This is a genomic window from Cellulosimicrobium sp. JZ28 (assembly GCF_015327065.1).
Lineage (GTDB): Bacteria > Actinomycetota > Actinomycetes > Actinomycetales > Cellulomonadaceae > Cellulosimicrobium > Cellulosimicrobium funkei.
This window is the reverse complement of the sequence record NZ_CP017660.1, coordinates 3,758,106-3,777,669: the sequence shown is the minus strand read 5'-3', so window position 1 is coordinate 3,777,669 and position 19,564 is coordinate 3,758,106. Positions and strand designations below refer to the sequence as shown.

Annotated in this window: 22 protein-coding genes; 14 read left to right on the top strand and 8 right to left on the bottom strand. The window is 76.1% G+C overall.

Translation table 11 applies throughout. The features are described from left to right. Positions 1–43: 43 nt before the first annotated feature. Positions 44–1,687 carry an ATP-dependent DNA ligase gene (locus tag BJP59_RS16900; RefSeq protein WP_194521527.1) on the bottom strand — a complete coding sequence of 548 codons (1,644 nt, stop codon included), beginning with the start codon at positions 1,685–1,687 and terminating at the stop codon, positions 44–46. A gap of 97 nt (positions 1,688–1,784) precedes the next feature. Here BJP59_RS16900 and BJP59_RS16895 point away from each other — a divergent pair, with 97 nt between their 5' ends. Genes BJP59_RS16895 through BJP59_RS16885 form a run of 3 tightly spaced genes read left to right on the top strand, consistent with a single transcriptional unit; the run spans position 1,785 to position 4,104 of the window. After that, positions 1,785–2,120 (top strand): ArsR/SmtB family transcription factor, encoded by a 336-nt coding sequence (locus BJP59_RS16895; protein WP_043652840.1) that lies wholly within the window; start codon positions 1,785–1,787, stop codon positions 2,118–2,120. Then, positions 2,117–2,866: a cation transporter gene (locus BJP59_RS16890; RefSeq protein ID WP_194521526.1), complete on the top strand. Its 750-nt coding sequence runs from the start codon at positions 2,117–2,119 to the stop codon at positions 2,864–2,866. Before BJP59_RS16895 ends, BJP59_RS16890 begins: the two co-directional genes overlap by 4 nt. A gap of 5 nt (positions 2,867–2,871) precedes the next feature. Further along, positions 2,872–4,104 (top strand): SLC13 family permease, encoded by a 1,233-nt coding sequence (locus BJP59_RS16885; protein ID WP_194521525.1) that lies wholly within the window; start codon positions 2,872–2,874, stop codon positions 4,102–4,104. A 134-nt stretch (positions 4,105–4,238) separates the two neighbouring features. On the opposite strand, the gene BJP59_RS16880 is transcribed toward BJP59_RS16885, so the two are convergent. Beyond that, complete coding sequence (locus tag BJP59_RS16880; protein WP_043652837.1) at positions 4,239–4,565, bottom strand: type II toxin-antitoxin system HicB family antitoxin; 327 nt, start codon at positions 4,563–4,565, stop codon at positions 4,239–4,241. Positions 4,566–4,696: 131 nt separating this feature from the next. Beyond that, on the bottom strand, positions 4,697–4,840 hold the full coding sequence (locus BJP59_RS19980; protein ID WP_228485143.1) for a hypothetical protein: 144 nt from the start codon (positions 4,838–4,840) through the stop codon (positions 4,697–4,699). Positions 4,841–4,960: 120 nt separating this feature from the next. On the opposite strand from BJP59_RS19980, the gene BJP59_RS16870 reads away from it, so the two are divergent. From BJP59_RS16870 to BJP59_RS16865, 3 genes are all read left to right on the top strand, one after another. After that, a complete protein-coding gene (locus tag BJP59_RS16870) occupies positions 4,961–6,670 on the top strand; it encodes an alpha/beta hydrolase (RefSeq protein WP_194521524.1) in 1,710 nt (569 codons plus the stop codon). A gap of 150 nt (positions 6,671–6,820) precedes the next feature. Further along, entirely contained in the window at positions 6,821–7,756 is a 936-nt protein-coding gene (locus tag BJP59_RS19975; protein ID WP_228485142.1) for a PAS domain-containing protein, read from the top strand. After that, positions 7,663–8,601: a PP2C family protein-serine/threonine phosphatase gene (locus BJP59_RS16865; RefSeq protein WP_336244634.1), complete on the top strand. Its 939-nt coding sequence runs from the start codon at positions 7,663–7,665 to the stop codon at positions 8,599–8,601. The genes BJP59_RS19975 and BJP59_RS16865 overlap by 94 nt, the downstream gene beginning before the upstream one ends. Before the next feature lie 10 nt (positions 8,602–8,611). Here the strand turns inward: BJP59_RS16865 and BJP59_RS16860 are convergent, their stop codons facing one another. Next, the gene (locus BJP59_RS16860; RefSeq protein ID WP_194521522.1) at positions 8,612–9,391 is read right to left on the bottom strand and encodes an MOSC domain-containing protein; all 780 of its coding nucleotides are present in this window, start codon (positions 9,389–9,391) and stop codon (positions 8,612–8,614) included. 11 nt (positions 9,392–9,402) lie between these two features. After that, a complete protein-coding gene (locus BJP59_RS16855; protein WP_171468589.1) occupies positions 9,403–9,948 on the bottom strand; it encodes a carboxymuconolactone decarboxylase family protein in 546 nt (181 codons plus the stop codon). A gap of 129 nt (positions 9,949–10,077) precedes the next feature. Here BJP59_RS16855 and BJP59_RS16850 point away from each other — a divergent pair, with 129 nt between their 5' ends. Continuing rightward, positions 10,078–10,956 carry an AraC family transcriptional regulator gene (locus BJP59_RS16850; protein ID WP_194521521.1) on the top strand — a complete coding sequence of 293 codons (879 nt, stop codon included), beginning with the start codon at positions 10,078–10,080 and terminating at the stop codon, positions 10,954–10,956. A 60-nt stretch (positions 10,957–11,016) separates the two neighbouring features. Next, positions 11,017–11,649 (top strand): uridine kinase, encoded by a 633-nt coding sequence (locus BJP59_RS16845; protein ID WP_194521520.1) that lies wholly within the window; start codon positions 11,017–11,019, stop codon positions 11,647–11,649. 3 nt (positions 11,650–11,652) lie between these two features. Here BJP59_RS16845 and BJP59_RS16840 read toward each other — a convergent pair whose 3' ends face one another. Next, the gene (locus BJP59_RS16840) at positions 11,653–12,135 is read right to left on the bottom strand and encodes a glutathione peroxidase (RefSeq protein ID WP_194521519.1); all 483 of its coding nucleotides are present in this window, start codon (positions 12,133–12,135) and stop codon (positions 11,653–11,655) included. Between the two features lie 169 nt (positions 12,136–12,304). Between BJP59_RS16840 and BJP59_RS16835 the strand changes: the two genes are divergently transcribed. From BJP59_RS16835 to BJP59_RS16820, 4 genes are all read left to right on the top strand, one after another. After that, positions 12,305–12,463 carry a hypothetical protein gene (locus tag BJP59_RS16835; protein WP_021483806.1) on the top strand — a complete coding sequence of 53 codons (159 nt, stop codon included), beginning with the start codon at positions 12,305–12,307 and terminating at the stop codon, positions 12,461–12,463. A 52-nt stretch (positions 12,464–12,515) separates the two neighbouring features. Then, complete coding sequence (locus BJP59_RS16830; RefSeq protein WP_194521518.1) at positions 12,516–13,127, top strand: DUF6993 domain-containing protein; 612 nt, start codon at positions 12,516–12,518, stop codon at positions 13,125–13,127. A gap of 150 nt (positions 13,128–13,277) precedes the next feature. Then, the gene (locus BJP59_RS16825) at positions 13,278–14,063 is read left to right on the top strand and encodes an SDR family NAD(P)-dependent oxidoreductase (RefSeq protein ID WP_074803850.1); all 786 of its coding nucleotides are present in this window, start codon (positions 13,278–13,280) and stop codon (positions 14,061–14,063) included. A 79-nt stretch (positions 14,064–14,142) separates the two neighbouring features. After that, positions 14,143–14,838: a DNA alkylation repair protein gene (locus BJP59_RS16820; protein ID WP_194521517.1), complete on the top strand. Its 696-nt coding sequence runs from the start codon at positions 14,143–14,145 to the stop codon at positions 14,836–14,838. A 16-nt stretch (positions 14,839–14,854) separates the two neighbouring features. On the opposite strand, the gene BJP59_RS16815 is transcribed toward BJP59_RS16820, so the two are convergent. Together BJP59_RS16815 and BJP59_RS16810 are read right to left on the bottom strand one after the other, a co-directional pair. After that, complete coding sequence (locus BJP59_RS16815) at positions 14,855–16,522, bottom strand: outer membrane protein assembly factor BamB family protein (RefSeq protein WP_194521516.1); 1,668 nt, start codon at positions 16,520–16,522, stop codon at positions 14,855–14,857. A 50-nt stretch (positions 16,523–16,572) separates the two neighbouring features. Beyond that, positions 16,573–17,586 (bottom strand): CPBP family intramembrane glutamic endopeptidase, encoded by a 1,014-nt coding sequence (locus tag BJP59_RS16810; protein WP_194521515.1) that lies wholly within the window; start codon positions 17,584–17,586, stop codon positions 16,573–16,575. A 108-nt stretch (positions 17,587–17,694) separates the two neighbouring features. On the opposite strand from BJP59_RS16810, the gene BJP59_RS16805 reads away from it, so the two are divergent. Together BJP59_RS16805 and BJP59_RS16800 are read left to right on the top strand one after the other, a co-directional pair. Continuing rightward, the gene (locus BJP59_RS16805) at positions 17,695–18,873 is read left to right on the top strand and encodes a sensor histidine kinase (protein WP_228485455.1); all 1,179 of its coding nucleotides are present in this window, start codon (positions 17,695–17,697) and stop codon (positions 18,871–18,873) included. Beyond that, positions 18,870–19,544 carry a response regulator gene (locus tag BJP59_RS16800; RefSeq protein ID WP_137281313.1) on the top strand — a complete coding sequence of 225 codons (675 nt, stop codon included), beginning with the start codon at positions 18,870–18,872 and terminating at the stop codon, positions 19,542–19,544. Before BJP59_RS16805 ends, BJP59_RS16800 begins: the two co-directional genes overlap by 4 nt. Positions 19,545–19,564: the final 20 nt, after the last annotated feature.

Below are 19,564 nucleotides of genomic sequence, written 5' to 3'. Positions count from 1 at the left end.
CCCACCGCCGACGACTTCCTGCCGCGCTCGACGCGCCGCCCGCTCAGCCCTCCGCGTCGGGCGCCTCCGCCGCGCCGCCCCCGAGCGGGCGTGCGAGCGCGCGGACCGTGTCGATCGTGTCGGCCTCGGCGGCCGTCTTGTCGTCGCGGTACCGGACGACGCGCGCGAAGCGCAGCGCAAGCCCGCCGGGGTAGCGGGTCGAGCGCTGGAGGCCGTCGAACGCGATCTCGACGACCTGCTCGGGGCGCACGTGCACGACGTACCCCTCGTCGGAGGCCTGGAGCTCGCGGAAGCGCTGCGTCTGCCACGCGAGCATCTCGTCGGTCATGCCCTTGAACGTCTTGCCGAGCATGACGAACCCGCCCTCGGGGTCGCGCGCGCCGAGCCAGATGTTCGACAGCCACCCGCTGCGCCGGCCCGAGCCCTGCTCGACGGCGAGCACGACGAGGTCCAGCGTGTGCCGCGGCTTGACCTTCACCCAGCCGGCACCGCGCCGTCCGGCCGCGTAGGGCGCGGCGAGCGACTTCACGACGACGCCCTCCTGGCCCTCCGCGACGGCGGCGTCGAAGAACGCGGTCGCGGCCGCGGCGTCGTCGGTCACGAGCCGCCGCACGACGAGCGGCCCCGCGGCGTCGGCGAGCAGGTCGTCGAGCACGGCGAGCCGGTCGCGCAGCGGCTCGTCCAGCAGGTCGCGGCCGTCGGCGTGGAGCACGTCGAAGAAGAACGGGGAGAGCTCGAGCGAGGCCGCGAGCTCGGCCTCCTCGGCGGCGCTGCGCTCGCCCTGGGTCGCGGAGCGGGCGGCGGTCTCCTGGAACGGGCGGGGGACGCCGTCGGGCCCGACGACGAGCGCCTCCCCGTCGAGGACGAGCGCCCGGGCGGGAAGCGCCCGCACGGCCGCGACGATCTCGGGGACGCGCTCGGTGATGTCGTCGAGCGAGCGGGTGAAGACGCGCACGTCGTCGCCGTCGCGGTGCACCTGGATGCGGATGCCGTCGAGCTTCACGTCCACGGCGACGGCGGTGCCCGACGGGTCGCCCGGCGCGGCGCCGAGCTTGTCGAGCGCGGCGCCCACGTCGGGTGCGGACTGCGCGAGCATCGGCCGCACCGGGCGGCCGACGGTGAGCCGGAACGTCGCGAGCGCCTCCGTCGCGGCCTCCGGGCCGCCCGCGGTGAGCGCCGCGCGGGCGACCGGCCCGGTCGCGCCCGCGAGCATGACCGCGCGCCGCACCGTGTCGGCAGGGACGCCCGCCGCCTCGGCGACGGCGTCGACCACCACGGAGTCGAGCGCGCCCTGGCGCAGCTCGCCCGAGACGAGCCCGGCGAGGAGCGACTGCTCGCGCGCCGTCGCGGCGCCGAACAGGGTGGCCGCCTCGGCCTGGCGCGCGGTCGACGACCCGGGGCCGGAGAGGTCCGCCATGCGGGCGAACGCGGCGTCGACGTCGGTCAGCGTGAGGCCGGGCTCCTCCGCGGGCGCGGGGAGGTCGCGCAGCGACCGCCACCCGAGCCCGGTGCGGCGCTGGCGCAGCTCGCCCGCGAGGTACGCGACGGCGATCTCCACCTCCGCGCTCCCGCCCGCGGCGTCGTCCGCGACGCGCCGCAGCAGGTCGGCGATGGCCGCGCGCTTGGCGAGGCGCGAGCGCGTGGCGGCGACGGCGTCGGACGTGGCGGCGACCTCGGCGAGCAGCATGCCCCATCCTCACGCCGACCACCCACGCCCCGCCCGCCGGGCGCCCCTCCGCGGTACATCCTTTTGTGAATACACGAGTCCGTGTACTGTCGCACCCATGGTCGAGACGGTCACCCTCACCCACACCGCCGCGCTCGCGCGGCTGGGGCACGCCCTGTCGGACGAGACGCGCGCCCGCGTCCTGCTCGCGCTGCGCGAGGCGCCCGCCTACCCGTCCGACCTCGCCGACGCGCTCGGCGTCTCCCGCCAGGTCATGTCCAACCAGCTCGCGTGCCTGCGCGGGTGCGGGCTCGTCGAGGCGATCCCCGACGGGCGCCGCACCTGGTACCGCCTCGCCGACCCGCACCTCGCGCCCGCGCTCGACGACCTGCTGCGGCTCGTCGTCCAGGTCGACCCGACCTGCTGCGGCCCCGACGGGTGCACGTGCTCATGACCTCCGTCCCCGTCGGTGCACCGCCGTCCGCCCCCGCCCTGACGGCCGCGCGCCGCGCCGTCCTCGAGCGGCGCGTGCGGTGGGTCGTCGCCGCGACGATCGCGTGGAACGCCGTGGAGGCCGTCGTCGCGATCACGGCAGGACGGGTCGCGTCGTCGGCCGCCCTCGTCGGGTTCGGGCTCGACTCGCTCGTCGAGGTCCTCTCCGCTGCCGCGGTCGCCTGGCAGTTCGCGGCGCCCGACCCCCACCGGCGTGAGCGGGCCGCGATGCGCGTCATCGCGGTCTCGTTCCTCGGCCTCGCGGTGTTCGTGTCCGTCGACGCCGTCCGGTCGCTGCTCGGCGCGGCGGAACCCGAGCACTCGGTCGTCGGCATCTGGCTCGCCGCGGTGAGCCTCGCCGTCATGCCGTTCCTGTCGTGGTTCGAGCGCCGCACCGGACGCGAGCTCGGCTCGGCGTCCGCCGTCGCGGACTCGAAGCAGACGCTGCTGTGCACGTACCTGTCGGCGGTCCTGCTCGTCGGGCTCGTCCTCAACGCGACCCTCGGGTGGTCGTGGGCCGACCCGCTCGCCGCGCTCGTCATCGCCGCCGTCGCGGTCAAGGAGGGCGTCGAGGCCTGGCGCGGCGACGCGTGCTGCGCCCCGACCGCCGTCGTGCACGCCGCCCCCACGGACGCCGCCGCCCCGTCCTGCGACTGCTGCCGACACGAGCCCTCGACCGCCGAGCGAGGTGCACCGGTCGTACAGTGACCGCCGTGACGACCGAGCCTCCCCCTGATGTCGGCGCGGACTCCGGCGCCGCCGCGGGCACGGCTCACCGGCGACGCCGCCGTCGTCTGCCGCCGTGGCTCCTCGCCGCGGTGGTCGTCGTCGCGCTCCCCGCGACGGGTCTGCTCCCCGCGGCGGACGCGCGCGACCTGCTCGTGCGCACCGGGCCGGTCCTGGTGTTCCTCCTCGCCATCACGGTCGTCGCGGAGCTGTGCGCGGGCGCGGGCCTGTTCGACGCCGTCGCCGCCCGGGCGGCGCGGCTCGCCCGAGGTCGGCGGATCGTGCTGTGGGTGCTCGTCGTCCTGCTCGCGACGGCCAGCACCGTCGTGCTGTCGCTCGACACGACGGCGGTGCTCGTCACGCCCGTCGTGCTCGCCCTCGCCCGGCGCACGGGCACCAGGCCCCTGCCGCTCGCGCTCACCGTGCTCGCGCTCGCGAACACGGCGTCGCTCCTCCTGCCGGTCTCGAACCTCACCAATCTGCTCGCGGCGGACCGGTTCGGCACCGGGTACGTCGGGGTGATGTGGGCGCCGGCGCTCGTGGTCCTCGTGGTGACGGTCGTCGTGCTGCTCGCGCTGCACGGTCGCCACCTGCGGGGACGGTTCGACCTCGTGGGTCCCGGCCCGACGCCGCCCGACCGGGTGCTCCTGCGTGTCACGGGGGCCGTCGTCGTGCTCCTCGCGGTCGCGTTCGCGCTCGAGCTGCCCGTCGCGCCGACGGCGCTCGCGGGTGCGGCGGTGCTCGCGCTCGCGACGTGGTGGCGGCGCGTGCGCCCGCTCGTGCCGGTGCGCGAGATGCTGCCGTGGCGGTCGGCGCTCGTCGTGGCGGCGCTGTTCGTGGTCGTGGAGACCTGGCACGCGCACGGGCTCGGCGACCTCCTCGCCGCCGTCGCGGGCACGGGGACCGGACCGGGCGACCTCGCCCGCCTCGCCGCGACGGGCGTCGTCGCGGCGAACCTCGTGAACAACCTGCCCGCGTTCCTCGCGCTGCTCCCCGCGGCGGGCGAGGACGTCGAGCGGCTCGCGACCTTGCTCGTCGCGGTCGACGCCGGGCCGCTGATCACGCCCTGGGCGTCGCTCGCGACCGTGCTGTGGTGGCAGCAGTACCGCCGTCACACCTTCGGGCAGGAGGCGCCGCCCGCGTGGCACGTGATCCGCCAGGGCCTCGTGCTCGCGCCCCTCGCCGTCGCGGCGGGGGTCGCCGTCGTGGTGCTGCGCTGACCGGCGAGATTCGGCATCGCGGCCGGCGTCTCGGTCGCACGCGGTCCCGGGCTCGACGTCGCGCCCTGGGAGAGCCGAGCGGTACGACGCAGCCCGCGCGAGAAGGTGGCTCTTGGGACGCGCGCTTCGTGCTCTCAGGCGGAGAGCTTGTGGTTGGCGAGACGGTTCATCGAGATGCCCTGCGCGGCAGCCTCCTCGACGAGCCGACGGTGCATGGCCGGGGGGATCCGCACGCGGAACTCGCCGGAGTAGTGGCGCTCGGACAGGGGCTCGGGGACCTCTTCGCCAGAGGCTGCGAGGTCCTCGACCACCTCGGAGGCGAGCTTCCGGATCCCGGCGAACGCGGCGGCCGACTCGGGCTCGAGCCAGGAGAGGGAGGGTAGCTCGAGAACCGTACCGACGAACTCTCCGTCGTCTGCGGACCAGGACACGCGGTAGCTGTAGTGCTCGGCGGCGTTCACTTCTCCTCCTCTGAGGGGTCGTTCTCAACGTGCATGGCCTCGAGCCTGTCGATCGCCTCGAGGACCTGTCTGACCTGGTAGGCCTTGGCCCGGCCGTTGCTGTTCTGGATGTTGACCCGAGGGTCACCGGGTCACGGCATGGCGTAGACGTGGTGCGAGCCACTACTACGCCGAGGCTCGCCGAAGTAGTGGTCGCACACGGCGGCGAGCTCGTCGAAGCGAACGCTGCCCGGGCTGTTCCGCATGCGGTCCAGCACCTTGTCTCGCTTCGTCACGAGACCTACGGTACCAATAGTGGTACCACCCGTGCTGTGGCCCGGCGTGCTCGGCCGCACAGGTCCGGGTGCGCTCTCCGCGGGCCCGTGGTCGGATGGGGAGCGATGACTTCGCGATCGATGACGACACGAACCGTCCGCGCCGCCGCCTCGTCGCTGGCGGCGGTCCTCCTGCTCGGCGGGGTCCCCGCCGCCGCCGTCGCGGGCCCGGGGGGTGAGCCAGCCCGCACCGGTGCCGCCACGGCGTCGGCCCGCACCGGACCCGCCACGACGACGGCCGCCCAGGTCGAGGCACCCGTGCCCGAGATCGCGTGGGGCCCCTGCGACGGCGACGGCCTCGAGGCGTTCGAGTGCGCGACGGCGCAGGTGCCGACCGACTACGACCGCCCTCACGCCCGCACGACGACCATCGGCCTGACGCGGCTCCCGGCGTCCGACCCCGAGCAGCGGATCGGGAGCCTGTTCACCAACTTCGGCGGCCCCGGCGGCCCGGGTGTCGAGACGCTGCACCTGCTCGGGGGCTCGCTCTTCGACGACGACGTGCTCGCGCGGTTCGACGTCATCGGGTTCGACCCGCGCGCCGTCGGGACGTCCGACCCCGCGACGTGCTTCCGCGACCAGGACCGCGAGAACGCGTTCCTCGCGGGCCTGCCCGCGTTCCCCGTGACCGACCGCGAGGAGGCGCGGTACCTCGGCCAGATGGCGGCGTTCGGGGCGTCCTGCACGCTGTTCTCGGGCGACCGGATCGCGCACGCGTCGACGGCGAACGTCGCGCGGGACATGGACCTGCTGCGTCAGGCGGTGGGCGACGAGCAGCTCAGCTACGTGGGGTACTCCTACGGCACGGTGCTCGGCGCGACGTACGGGGCGCTGTTCCCCGACCGCGTCCGCGCCCTGGTGCTCGACGGCACGATGGACGTCGACGCGTGGTCGGGCGTCGGATCGCGCGAGCTGATCGGCGCCCGGATCGGGCAGGCCGCCGGCGCGACCGAGACGTTCGGCGAGTTCACGCGGCTGTGCGCGGAGGCGGGGCCGTCGGCGTGCGCGCTCGCGTCGCTCGGCGACCCGGCCGACGTCGTCGAGGCGACCTACGCCGCGCTCCGCGAGGCGCCCGTCGACGTGCCGCTCCCCGACGGCACGAGCGTGCGCGTCGGGTACCCGGACACGGTGGCGCTCGTCTTCCAGTACCTGTACGAGCCCGTCGCGTGGGGCGACCTCGACCTCACGCTCGCGTCGCTCGCCGTGCTGAGCGGCGCCGTCGAGCCGCCCGCGGACGCGGACCGCCAGCGCACGCTCCGTGCCCTGCCCTCGCTCGGGGAGCTGCTCCGCCGCGCGGGCTTCGCCGAGGACTACGCGTCCGTCGGCGGCGCGCTCGCGAGCCTGTGCGTCGACACGACGACCCCCGGCCGGCCGTGGCAGTACCCCGCGAAGGTCGACGCGCTCGACGCGCAGTACCCGCACTTCGGGCGCTTCCGCGGCTGGGTGGGCCTCCAGTGCGAGTTCGTGCCCGTCGAGGACCGCGACGCGTTCACGGGCCCGTGGGACCAGACGACCGAGACTCCCGTCCTCGTGGTCGGGACCCGGTTCGACCCCGCGACGCCGTACGGGTTCACGCAGCCCTACGCGGACCGCTGGCCCGACGCCCGCGTGCTCACCGTCGAGGGCTGGGGCCACACGATCATCGGCAAGAGCGCGTGCGCGGACGACGCCGTCGCGCGGTACCTCGTGGACCTCGACGCGACCGACGGCGCCACGTGCGAGCAGGACGTCGTGCCGTTCCAGGGCCCGTCGGTCCCGCTCGGGGAGGCGCTGCGCCTGCCGGTCGTCTGACCCCGCTGACACCCGACGTCCACCCGCCCCGCGCGCGGGTGGCACGGGTGCCGGCACGTCGGGGTGCGGTCCTCGCGAGCGACCGTCGCGTGCGAGAGTGTTCCGGGCGTTCGAGCACAGGACGCCCGTCGTCGAGCCGAGAGGCGTCTTGTGGTCGCGTCCTCCGCACCCTCCGACCCCGCGCGCGCCTCCCTCGCACCGGCCGAGGCGGAGCGCCTCGCCGCCGCGCTCGAGCGGCGCGCGATGTCTGCGAGCGAGGTCTCGTTCACCATCGCGGACGCCCGCGCCCCGGGGGTGCCTCTGGTCTGGGTCAACCCGGCGTTCACGGCGACCACCGGCTACGCCGCGGACGAGGTGCTCGGCACCAACTGTCGTTTCCTCCAGGGCCCGGGGACCGACCGCGACGCGGTCGCGAGGATCCGGGCCGCGGTCGACGGCGGCACCACGGCGGGCGAGACGCTGCTCAACTACCGCAAGGACGGCACGGCGTTCTGGAACCAGCTCACCCTCTCGCCCGTGCACGACGAGCTCGGCACCCTCACGCACTTCGTCGGCGTCCAGGCCGACGTCACGGCGCGGGTGGAGACGGCGCGCTCGCGCGAGGCGGCTCTCGACGCCGCGATCTCGGCGAACCACCGGCTGACCACGACCACCCGGCTCGTCGAGCGGCTGGGCGAGCTGCTCGGCACGGAGGACGTGCTCGCCGAGGCGGTACAGGCCGTGGCCGAGGTGTTCTCGTGCTGGGCGGTCGTCGTGACGTACCCGGGTGGGCGCTCGCGCACCGACGTCGCGTCGCACGACCCGGCGCTCGCCGATGCCGCCCGGCGCCTGTCCCGGACACCGGGCTGGGCGGACCGCTCGCTCGCGGCGGTCGACGTGCTCGGGGCGGCGCGCAGTTCGCGCGGCCGTTCGACGTCACGCCCGACCTCGTCTCGCCGCACGCGGACGAGGAGGAGCTCGCCGCCATGCACGAGCTCGGGCTCGGCTCCGCGATGTCCGTCGGGCTGCGGGCCCGCGGCCGGATCGTCGGTGTGCTCGCCGTGGTCAGCGCGCAGCCCGGGTTCTTCGAGGACGAGGACGCCGTGATGTTCGAGGACCTCGGCCACCGGATCGGCCTCCTGCTCGACAACGCGCGGCTCTACGAGCGCGAGCGCGACGCCGCGCACACCCTGCAGGAGCGCATGCTGCCGCGGCTCGGATCCCTCGACGGGCTGGACGTGGCCGTGGTCTACCGGCCCGCCGGAGGCGGGTCGTCCGTGGGCGCCGCGGCGGTCGGCGGCGACTGGTTCGAGGCGATCGAGCTGCCCGACGGCCGCGTGCTGCTCGTGGTGGGGGACGTCGTCGGGCACGACATGCACGCCGCCGCCGCGATGGGTCAGATCCGGTCGGCGCTCCTCACCGTCGCGGCGGACGGCACGACGCCCGAGGAGGTCGTCGAGCGCCTGGACGGGCTCGTGAAGCGCTTCGGCCTCGCGGACGTCGCGACGTGCGTCGTCGCGACGCTCGGGCCGCCCGACGCGGACGGCGGGCGCGAGCTCGTCTACTGCCGGGCCGGCCACCCGCCGCCCCTGCTCCGCACGCCCGACGGCGTCGTCCGCCCGCTCGACGAGTCGCTCACCACGCCGATCGGGGTCGTCACGCCCCGGCCCGTCACGGCCGCCCGGGTGCGACCGCGTGCCGGGAGCGTGCTCGTGCTGTACACCGACGGCCTCGTGGAGTCCCGCGCCCGGGGCCAGCGCGAGGGCGTCGCGGAGCTCGCGCGGGCCCTCGGCCGCGCCCCGGCGGACGCGGACGCTGCCGCCGTCCGGGACCACCTGCTCGACCAGGCCGGGGGCCGCAGCGACGAGGACGACACGTGCCTGCTCGTCGTCCGCCTGCCGCGCGCGGACGAGGCCGCGGCGTCCGACGGCGGTGCGCCGCCCCACGCCTGAGCGGCGGGCGCTACGGACCCTCGGCGAGCGGCCCCCGCAGCCGCGCCCGGTCGTCCTCGGTCCCGCCCCGGAGCCGGCGCGCGAGCGTGTCGCGCCAGCGCGCGGGGAGCGTCGGGAGCGCGGCGAGCGCCGCGGCGGCCGGGAGGTCGTCGCGGTCGAGGTTCATCACGCGGTTGACCTCGCGCACCGTCGTGCTCCGGGTCGGCCGGTCGACGACGACGGCGGTCGTGCCCGACCGCACCGTGCCGGGCGTGAGCACGCGCAGGTACCAGCCCGTGCGGCCCGACGACTGGACCCGGTCCGGGAGGTCGACGAGACCGTGGACCGCCGCGAGCTTGTAGCAGGGGCGGCGCGGCATGCTCACCTGGAGGGTCGCCGTCCCGAGGGTGATCACGTCGCCCAGCAGCAGGTCGTCCTCGGTGAGCCCGCGCGTCAGGAGGTTCTCCCCGAACGCGCCGGGCGGGAGGTCCGCGCCGAGCTCGTCGCGCCACGCCGCGTAGTGCTCGACCGGGTACACGCACACGGCCTTCTCGGGGCCGCCGTGCACGCGCCGGTCGGCCTGCGCGTCGCCTTCCAGCCCTTCCGTCCCCACCGCGACGGGGCCGAGGCGCGGCCGCTTGCGGAACGCCGTCGGCACGTCGCGCCCACGGTGGGCCACCGTGCCCACCCCGCCGGTGCGCACCTCCAGCACGACGGCGCTCGCGGGTCCCGGGGCGGGCGCCGGGGAGCGTGGGTCGCCAGGGCGGGACGGTGCGGCAGGGCGCGACGGTGCGGCGGGGTGGGACGGCACGGTGGCTCCTCTCAGGCGGCGCGGCGCAGACCGACGGCGGGGAAGTCGACGGGGACGTCGAGCGCGACGTTGACGTAGTTGGTGAACAGGTTGAGCGCGACGTGCGCGACGACCTCGACCACCTGCTCGTCGGTCCACCCCGCGTCGCGCACCGCCTGCACGTCCTGCGCGCTCACGTGGCCGCGCTCGTCCACGAGGGCGAGCGCGAAGCGCAGCAGCGCCTCGACGCGCGGGTCGGACGCGGTGCCGTCCTGCGCGGCGGTGAGGTCGTCGCGCGCGACGCCGGCCTTGCGCCCGAGCGCGGTGTGGGCGGCGAGGCAGTACTCGCACGCGTTCCGGTTCGCGACGGCGACGGCGATCTGCTCGCCGACGGCCGCGCCGAGCGTGCCGGTGCCGAGGGCGCCGAACGCACCCCACATGCTCTGCAGGGCGGCGGGCGAGTTCGCGACCGCCCGGAACATCGCCGGGACGCCGCCGAACGCGGCACGGATCTGGTCGAGCCCGTCGGCGACGGGGCCGGTGGCGGACTCGGGGCTGACGAGGGGGACACGGGACACGGGGATCTCCTCCGGGTGCGGGGACGCCGGCCCCGGCGGGGCCGACGTCGTCCAGCCTGGTCGGTCGCGTCGGACGACGGGGAACGAATCGTCCTCGGAACGTGTCCGATCGTCTGGCATCCTGGGGTGATGGCTCCCGTCGACCGGCTCTCGCACCTGCTCGAGCGGTTCCGCGTGCGGACGCACCTCTTCCACACCGGGCCGCTGTGCGGCGTCACGACGTTCGACGCGCGGCCCGGGCGCGGGTTCCTGCACGTGCTCCGGCGGGGCGAGATGGACATGACCCACGTCGGCGCGGACGGCCGGGTCGAGCGCCGCAGCGTCGACCGCCCGAGCCTGCTCTTCTACCCGCGCCCGCTCGACCACGCGTTCCACAACGCGCCCACCGAGGACTCCGACTTCGCGTGCGCGACGCTCGACGTCGAGGGCGGCGCCACCCACCCCCTCGTGCGCACGCTGCCGCCCGTGCTCGTGCTGCCGCTCGACGACGTGGCGGGCCTCGAGCCCGCGCTCGACCTGCTCTTCCGCGAGATCGACGACGTCCGCTGCGGCCGTCGCGTCCTCGCCGACCGGCTCTTCGAGGTCGTGCTCGTGCAGCTCTTCCGGTGGATCCTCGACCACGCCGACGACCTCGCCCTCCCGCCGGGGCTGCTCCCCGGCCTCGCCGACGAGCGCCTCGCGCCCGTGCTCGTCGCGGTGCACGAGGCGCCGGGGGAGCCGTGGACGCTCGCGTCGATGGCGCGCGCGGCGCACCTGTCCCGGAGCGCGTTCGCCGCCCGGTTCACCGCCGTCGTCGGGCAGCCGCCCGGCGACTACGTGACCGGCTGGCGCATCACCGTCGCGCAGGACCGGCTCCGGGCGGGCGCCTCCGTGAGCCGGACCGCGACCGAGCTCGGCTACGCGACGCCCGCCGCGTTCTCGCGCGCGTTCAGCCACCGCGTCGGCCGCTCGCCGCGCGCGTGGCTGGCCGAGCGCGCGGACCCGGTCGCGGCGTCCGTGGCATCCTGACGCGGTGCGGTCGAAGGCGCGGGGCGAACGGTGCGGACCGAACCGAGGCGGGTCGAGCCGGTGCGCGTCGAGCCGCTGAGCGAGGACGTCCTCGTGGACCGGGTGGTCGAGCGCGTGCTCGCCGTCGGGCGTGAGCAGCCCCGGGCGGTCCGCCTCCTCGTCGACGGCCACCCCTCCACGCGGCCCGAGGACCTCGCGGATCGTCTGGTCGCGCCGCTGCGCGCGGCGGGTCGGCCGGTCGCACGCGTGCGCGTGCAGGACTTCTGGCGTCCCGCGTCGCTGCGCCTCGAGCGCGGGCGCGAGGATCCCGACGCGCTCCTCGACGAGTGGGTCGACGTGGCGGGGCTCCGGCGGGAGGTGCTCGACGCCGTCGGGCCGGGCGGGTCCGGCCGCTACCTGCCGAGCCTGCGCGACCCCGCGACGAGCCGGTCGACCCGCGCCGCGCACGTCGAGGCCGAGCCGGGCCTCGTCGTCGTGCTCGACGGCGCGCTCTGCCTGGGCCTCGGCCTCGCGCTCGACCTCACCGTGCACCTCGCCCTGCGCCCCGCGACGCTCGCGCGCCGCACCGCGCCCGACGCGGCGTGGACGCTCGCCGCCTACGGCCGGTACGCGGAGGAGGTCCGTCCCGAGGACGTGGCGGACGTCGTCGTGCGGGTCGACGACCGGCGGCACCCGGCGCTCGTGGTCCGCTGAGGGTCAGCGGGGGAGGTGGGTCTCGACGAGCTCGACGATCGCCGGGTCGTCGGGCAGGGTGCGCGGCCGGAACCGGTGCACCTCGCCGCCCGGCAGGACGAGGAACTTCTCGAAGTTCCACGTGACGCGCCCCGCCTTGCCGTCCGCGTCGGGCGTCTTCTTGAGCTCCGAGTAGAGCGGGTGCGCGTGACGGCCGTTGACGCGCACGCGGTCCACCACGGGGAACGTCACGCCGTACGTGAGCGAGCAGAACTCCTGGATCGCCTCGTTGCTGCCGAGCTCCTGGAGGAACTGGTTGCTGGGGAACCCGATCACGGTGAACCCGCGGTCGCGGTACTTCTCCTGCATCGCCTCGAGCGTCGCGTACTGCGGCGCGAGCCCGCACCGCGACGCGACGTTGACGACCAGCACGACGTCGTCCGCGTGCTCGCGCAGGGTGCGCGCCGTCCCGTCCATGGCGTCGAACGGGATGTCGTACAGGCTCATGGGACCTCCTCGGGCGAGGCGCCGGCGCGTCCGGGCCCGTCCCATCCTCGCACCGCGGGTGTGACGTCGTGCGGAACCCGTCCCGACCCCAGGTCGAGCGCGCGCGAGCCTGCCCGTGGCGTGCTGAAGTATGTGCGCGATGCCAGCAGCCGAGAGAAGGGACGCCTCCATGCGCCCGTGGACCCCGAAGACCGACATGGTGCGCCGGTTGTACGTCGCAGGCCGGGAGGCGACGAGCCCGGCCGAGGCGCTCCGGATGTCCCCGCAGGAGCTCGCGGAGGAGTTCGACCGCTGGCTCGAGGGCGTCCGCGCCGCGCGCGAGCAGTAGGAGCGGCGGAATCTCGGTGGCCTCCCGCGCCCGCGCGGGACAGACTCGGGGCATGACGACGCGGCTGCCGGACCACGGGCCGGGCCACGGACACGACGGGGGACCGGACGACGGCCCCGACACCACCTCGCCCGTGACCCGGGCGGTGGTCGGCGTGGTCGTGGGCATCGCGATCTTCGCGTTCGTGGGCGTCGTCGGGTACTTCGCGGTCGTGACGGTCGGGATGCGGTCGTGGGCCGACCAGCGGGGCGCCTCCGCCGAGCGGTCGGTCGCGAGCGCGCCGGCGAGCGCGCCGGCCGGCACCGGGACCGGGCGCGAGACGACGCTCGACGCGTCGAACGAGGCGTACCGCCAGCGCCAGGGCACGCCCGAGCGCGACGCCGAGGCGGCCCGCTCGGTGCCCGCCGTCCGCGCCGCGCTCGACCCGGTCGCGGACGGCTCGGCGGTCGACGCCGACGAGGTCGCGACGGCGCTCGCCGCCGCGGGGTTCGAGACCGTGCAGGTCGTGGGCACGACGGCGTCCGGCGAGGTCGCGACGACCGTCGGCGTGGGCGTCGCGGTGCCCGGCGGCTGCGTGTTCGGGGGCGTCGCGCCCGACGCCGTGACCCTCGAGGCCGGGGGTCCGATCGCGGACGGCGGCTGCCTGGAGATGCCGGCGCACTGACGCCCCTCGCACCGGGCGCCCGCGGCCGCGCGGCCCGGCCCGGGTGGTCCGGGAGGTCGCCGCGCGGGTCGATCTCGCGACCTGCGGCTCCACCTGGGTACGGTCAGCGGGGCGGGCGACGGAGCCCGCACGGCTGACGGAGGGTGAGAGATGCGGATCGAGGGCGCGGTCGCGCTGGTGACGGGCGGGGCGTCGGGCCTCGGGCGCGCGACGGCGGAGGGCCTGGTGGCTGCCGGCGCGCGCGTCGTGCTGGCCGACCTGGCGTCGTCCGACGGCGCGGCGGTCGCCGCGGGGCTCGGCGACGCGGCGCGGTTCGTCCCCACGGACGTGACGAGCGAGGACGACGTCGCGCGGGCCCTGGACGCCGCGGACGCCCTCGGTGGGGCGCGCGTCGTCGTGAGCTGCGCCGGGATCGTGCTCGCGCAGCGGGTCCTCGGCCGGTCCGGGGTGCACGCGCTCGACGCGTTCCGCCGCGTGGTCGACGTCAACCTCGTCGGCACGTTCAACGTCGTCCGGCTCGCCGCGGAGCGCATGCTCGCCCTCGACCCGCTCGGTCCCGACGGCCCCGACCCCGACGGCGAGGAGCGCGGCGTCGTCGTGCAGACGGCGTCGGTCGCGGCGTTCGACGGCCAGGTCGGGCAGGCGGCCTACGCCGCGTCCAAGGCCGGGGTCGCCGGCCTCACGCTGCCGCTCGCGCGCGACCTCGCGCAGCACCGGATCCGCGTCATGACGATCGCGCCCGGGATCTTCCGCACGCCGATGATGGCGTCGCTCCCCGAGGCGGCGCAGGAGTCGCTCGGGGCGCAGGTGCCGCACCCGAGCCGGCTCGGGCGCCCGGAGGAGTACGCGCACCTCGTGCGCGCGATCGTGGAGAACCCGATGCTCAACGGCGAGGTGGTCCGCCTCGACGGCGCCATCCGCATGGCGCCGCGCTGAGCCGCAGGACCGCCGGGGGCACGGGCCGCCCGACGACGACAGGACCCCGGGCACGCGCCCGGAGGAGAGGAGAGGGACGATGCCGCCGTACACGACGGCGACCGACTTCCGGGCCGACCTGCTCGCCCGCGCGACGGCGGCCCAGCGCCGCGCGTCCGCCCGGAGCTTCTCGGGCGACGGCACCGTCGCCGGGGTGCGAATGGGCGACGTGTTCGTGCTCGCGAAGAACGCCCTCGACCTGCCGGTCGACCAGATCGAGCTGCTGCTCGAGGACCGGATCCACGAGGTGCGGGCCGGCGGGTGCTCGATCATGGGCAAGTCGGCGACCGCCCGGCGCGTGACGGTCGATCGGCACGCGGAGCTCGTCGAGCTCTTCCTGCGCCGGCACGACCGCATCGACACGTGGGACCTCGTGGACCTCACCGCGTCCCAGGTGCTGGGGACGTGGTTGCTCGACCGCCCGCGCGACGTGCTCGACGACCTGGCGCGCGCGCCCGACTGGCCGCGCCGTCGCTCCGCCGTCGTCGCGACGGCGGCGTTCCTCCGGCGCGGCCAGGTCGACGACACGTTCCGGCTGTCCGCGATGCTGCTCGACGACCCGGAGCCGTACGTCCAGAAGGGCGTCGGCTGGATGCTCCGGCACGCGGGCGACGTCGAGCCCGAGCGGCTGCGGGCGTTCCTCGAGGAGCGGGCGGCCACGATGTCGCGCGACGTGCTGCGCGCCGCCGTCGAGAAGCTGCCGCCCGCGGAGCGCAAGGAGTGGCTCGCGCGCTGAGCGTCGGTCCGGCGCCTCAGCCCAGGCGGGTCACCGTCGGGTCGTCACCCAGGTCGAGCCGCAGCAGCCGGCCCTGGACCGCGGCGTACCGGGTGCTGGACGCCGAGGCGCTGCTCCAGCCGGTCTCGCCGTCGCGGAGGTCGAGCGCGACGAGCCGTGTCGTGCTGTGCTCCTCGTCCTCCCACGCCGAGACGGCGAGGAGCGCGCGGGCGCCGTCGGTGAACGCCTGCCCGACGTGCAGCATCCCGGGGCCCACGGCGGGCCCCGCGCCGTCGTCGACCAGCTCGTCGATCGTGCGGGTCCACAGGGTGCGCCCGGTCTCCACGTCGACCCCGACGAGGACCGAACCCATGCCCTGGAGGACGACGGCGACGCCGTCCGCGACGACGTACGCGATCTCGGGGGAGTTCACCTCCGCGTTCTCCCAGCGCGGGCGCCCGGCCGCGTCGTGCGCGACGAGGTCCGTGACCTGGCGCGTGAGCACGAGGTCTCCCGCGGTCCCGTCCGTCGCGGTCGGGACGATCACCTCGCCCGTCGGCTCCCACCGGAGGGCACCGTCCGGCTCGAGCACGGCTGCTGCGCCGGAACCGTCCGGCGCGGCCCAGCCGCGGTCGATCGCGCGCAGGAGCGCGCCGTCGGGGAGCTGCGCGACCACGTCCGCGGGCTTCTCCGGGTCGTCGACGCGGGTGCCCTCGGGCGTGAACCGGGCGTCGACACCGCAGCCCCGCACGGCCACGAGCCCGGCGGAGCGGACGACGGTCCCGCCGTCGAGGTCGGCGTACGTGGCGTCCTCGGCGACGGAGTATTGGTCGCACCCGCCCTCCTCGGCGACGAAGGGCAGCTCGTGCTCCCAGCGGACGGCACCGGTCCGGGCGTCCTCCAGCGTGACGACCGCCGCGCGCCCTCCGGACAGGTCGGTAGGCAGGCCCGTCGAGGGGTCGGTCGGCACCGGGGCGGCGGGCGTGTCGCCGACGCGGCGGAAGCGGGCGACCGTGCCGTCCGGTCCCGGCGCCGACCAGCCGCGCGACGCGTCCAGGGGGCGGGTCGTGGCGGTGCCGTCGGCGTCGAGCACGGTCACCTGCGGGGCGGGGAAGGACGCCGTCCCGTCGACCGCCTCGCCGGTCGTCGTCGTGAGCAGCGTCCGGCTCGCGAGCGGCGAGGGGACGTCGTCGGTGACGCACACGAGCGTCTCGTCCGGCACCGGGGACGTCAGCGCGAGCTCGAGCTCGCCGCCGCAGCGGGACGTGCGTGGGAGGGGCACGGTCCAGCGGACCGCGCCGGAGTCGAGGTCGTGGGCGACCGCCTCGTCGTCGCGCACGACGACGAGGAGGCCGGGCAGCGCGGCGAGGGCGCCGCTCGTCTGCGCGTCCGTGGACCAGAGCTCCCGCGGCGTGCTCTCGACGGGCTCGACACCCCCGACGGAGCGGCGCAGCGTCTCCAGCGACCCGCGCGACGACGCGGCATCCACGACCGCCATCCCGGCGACGACGAGCCCGACGGCGGTCGCGCCCGCGAGCGCCAGACGCAGGCGCCGCCGTCCGGCGCCGCTCGTGCGAGGCGGGGCGGCCTCCTCGGGGCCCGGGCCTGGTCCCGGCTCTGGGTGCCGGTCCGGTCCCGCGTCGCCCGCGACGTCGTCGAGCGCGAACGTGATCCGCGCGTGGTCGGGACGGCGTCGTCGGGGCACGCCCGCATCCTAGGCGAGCCGCCTCAGGGGGTCCGCGAGGGGTGGCCGGGTCACGACCCCGGGCGCGCGGCGGGCATCCGGCCGCAGTAGGGCTCGCGCAACCGCAGCCCTTCGCGGCGGGAGAACCACACCGTGAGCACGACGGTGGCGCTGCCGAGGAGCCCGAGGTCGACGAGCAGCACGAGCGGCTCGACCGCGCCCTGCTCCATCGACGAGGTGCTGAAGGGCGCGAGGAGGAACAGGAAGAGGTTGTTGGCGACGTGCACGAGCACGGCCAGCTCGAGCCCGCCCGTCTTCCAGACGAGGAACCCGGTGCAGAGCGCGAACGCCGCGATGCCGATCTGCCCCACCCCGTCGTACCCGTGTCCGACGACGAAGAACGGGACGGGCAGGACGATCCCCCACACCGGCGAGCGTAGCCACGTGCCGAGCATCTGCTGGGGCAGGCCGCGGAACGCGTACTCCTCGGCGGCGCACTGCAGAGGCCCGAGGAGGAGGATGCACCCCAGGCTCACCAGCAGGGCCGGAGTCACGGCGGGGGTCGCCAGGTCGGACGGCGGCCGGAGCAGGAACCCGCCCACCGTGACGACGCCGTAGAGCGGCACGACGAGCGGCACCGCGCTGCCGACGAGCCCCCACCGGAACCGTCCGGTGACCGAGTGGATCGTGCCGCGGCGCCGACCGCCCCAGCGCACGCCGAGCACGACGGCGGGCAGCAGGAGCGCGATGAGCCCGAGCCCGATCGCCCAGTCCAGCGGGTTGAGCGGGTCGGAGAAGTCGTCGGACGGCGTCGGCAGCCCGGGCCGGTAGGGCACCAGCACGGCGTAGGCGACCGCGACGACGGCGACCGGGGCGAGGAAGGCGAGGTAGAGGAGCGCCGTCGCGCCGAACGTGGTGAGCGGGGTCCACCACCGTGCGGGGCGAAGGTCGACGCGGGCCGCCCGGTGGTAGGGGAAGGTGGTCGCGGTCGTGCTGTCGAGCGTGGGCTGGGACACGGGACCGATGAGCGGCGCGCCGGGCACGGGTGCCGTCGGGACGGGACTCTCGTCGAGCGAGGGGTGCATGCGTCGAGCCTGGTCGGGCGGCTCGTGCCGCGGTATCGGTCATCGGTCTGATTTCCCGTCCTCAGCCGGGGCGCCGGGCTCGTCGGTGCCTACAGTGCTCCGGTGAGCATGTTCGCGCAGCGCCCGGCGTGGCGTCGGGTCCTCCGCGAGACCGGCCTCCTGGCCGCGGTCGCCCTGTCGGGGGCTCTGCTGTTCCTCGGCAACTTCGCCCTCAGCGTCGACACGCCGGGAGCGCAGGACGACCCCGTGCGGTTCGCCGCGCTCCTGTTCCTCGACCTCGCGTTCGGGGTCGCCGCGTGGGTCGTCGTGCTCTGGCGCCGCAGCGCGCCCTTCCTCGTCGCCCTGCTGCTCGCCGTGCTCGCCGTCGTCTCGACGGCGGCGGTGCCGGCGGCCCTCTTCGCGTTCGGGTCGCTCGCCACCCGGCGCCGGGTGCGCGAGCTGGCGCCGGTCGCGGCGGTCTGGCTCGTCGGCGTCCTGGCGGTGGCCGCCCTGGGGATCGACCTGGTCGGCGTGGCGCTGCCGTGGTGGGAGGTGGTGGCCGCGGTGGGCGCGACCGCCGTCGTCCTCGCCGTCGTGCTCGCCGCGGGCATCGCCGTCGGCGCGCGGCGGGACCTCGTCGCCACCCTGCACGAGCGGGCCCGGCTGACCGCGGAGGAGCAGCGCCTCGGCGAGGAGCGCGCGCGCCACCAGGAGCGCATGCAGATCGCCCGGGAGATGCACGACGCCCTCGCCCACCGCCTCTCGGTGACCGCGATGCACGCGAGCGTCCTGCGGCACCGGACGGACCTCGACGCCGCGGACCGGGACGAGGCCGTCGCCGCCCTGCACGACAGCAGCCGTCAGGCGCTCGCCGACCTGCGCGAGCTCCTCACCTACGCGCGGGGCCCGAGCCGGTCGGACGACGACCAGCCCCAGCCGACCCTCGACCGGCTCGACGAGCTCGTCGCCGAGACGCCGCTCGCCCGGACGGACTGCGCCGTCGACCTCGAGCGCCTGCCCCCGACCGTCAGCCGGCACTCGTTCCGGATCGTCCAGGAGTGCCTCACCAACGCCCGGCGGCACGCGCCCGGCCAGCGTGTCGACGTCGCCATCAGCGGCGCTCCCGGCCGCGAGCTGGCCATCGTGGTGCGCAACCCGCTCGCGGGGGCGCGGGAGGTTGCGCCCCGGCCGGGCCTCGGCGTCATCGGGATGCAGGAACGGGCCCGGGCCGTGGGCGGGTCCGTCAGCGTCCGCCCGGGCGACGACGAGCACGTGGTCGCGGTGACGATCCCCTGGCCGGCCGCGTGAGCCGCCCGTCGCCCGACGTCGTCCGGGTGGTCACCGTCGACGACCAGCCGGAGGTCCGCTCGGCGCTGCGCCTGATGCTCGGCGGCGAGCCCGACATCGCCGTGGTGGGCGAGGCGGTCGACGGGGACCACGCGCGCGACGTCATCGAGGCCTGCCGGCCGGACGTCGTGCTCATGGACCTGCGCATGCCGCGCTGCGACGGGCTGGTCGCGACGGCGCGCGAGACCGCGCTCCGGCCGGAGACGGCGATCATCGTCCTGACGACCTTCGACACGGACCACCACGTCGTGCGCGCCCTGCGTGCCGGGGCGTGCGGGTTCCTCCTCAAGGACGCGCCGCCCGACGAGCTCGCCCACGCCGTCCGCGCGGCGGCCCAGGGGCGGCCCGTCCTCGCGCCCGCGGTGCTGCGGCGGGTGATGACGCTCGCCGCCGAGAACACCCGACCGCCGGACAGCGCCGCGGTCGACGCCCTCGCGACGCTCTCCCCGCGCGAGCGCGAGATCGCGCGCGCCCTCGCCCGGGGGATGTCGAACGCGGAGATCTGCGCGGCGCTGTTCATCTCGCTCGCCACCGTGAAGACGCACGTCAGCCGGGTGATCGCCAAGCTCGGCGTGGAGTCGCGGACCCAGGTCGCCGCCCTCGTGCTGCGGAACGACCCGGAGCACGAATGACCGCGGCGGGGGTTCCCGCG